Raw genomic sequence first — 668 nt, 5'->3', positions numbered from 1 at the left:
CGGCCCGCCGTGTTGTCCAGCTTGGTCGTGGTGATGACGGTGTCGCCAGTACCCGTCTGCACGATGTCGCCGCCGGCGTTGTTCAGGTTGGCCACGTTCAATTGCAAATGACCAGCCACCAGCTGCCCCTGGCTGTTCACCAGCGACTGGGCGTTGTTTGCGTTGGCTGTGATGGCCAGCACGTTGCTGGCGGAAATCACGGCCTTGTTCGTCAATACGTCGCCGCTGCGTGCGGTGATGGCGATGTTGGCGGCGCCCGTCTGGCTGTTCGACAGATCCACACTGGAACCCGTCAGCGTCGCACTGCCTGCCGCCAGGTTCTGTCCGTTCGCTTGCAGCACGCCATCCGCGTTGATGGTCAAGTCCCCTACCGTGCCCAGGCTGCCGTCCGCTTTCACGCCGGCGCCCAGCAAACCGCTGCTGGTCACTTTGCCGGCCGTAATATGGGTGTTGTTGACGGAAGCAATCGATCCCGTGTTGTTCAGCACGCCACCCACCGTCAGTTGCTGGTTGTGGCCTGCATACAGCAGCCCCGCGTTGTTCAGGTCACCGCTCACTTTCGCCGTCAAATCCGTGCCGGCGCTCACTGTCCCTTGCTGGTTCAACAAGGATGCGGCATCGAGACGCAACATGTCCGCCTGCAAGACGCCGCGCGTGTTGTCGATATT

General features: G+C 62.0%; 1 protein-coding gene. It reads right to left on the bottom strand.

The features are described from left to right. Positions 1-668, bottom strand: a 668-nt coding sequence (locus J0O65_RS25360; protein ID WP_502793596.1) for a hypothetical protein, incomplete at both ends; no start/stop codon positions are given.

The organism is Janthinobacterium sp. JC611 (assembly GCF_018682595.1).
Classification (GTDB): Bacteria; Pseudomonadota; Gammaproteobacteria; order Burkholderiales; family Burkholderiaceae_D; genus Janthinobacterium.
Note: the sequence above shows the minus strand (reverse complement) of the source record. Positions and strands in the feature narration are given on the sequence as shown.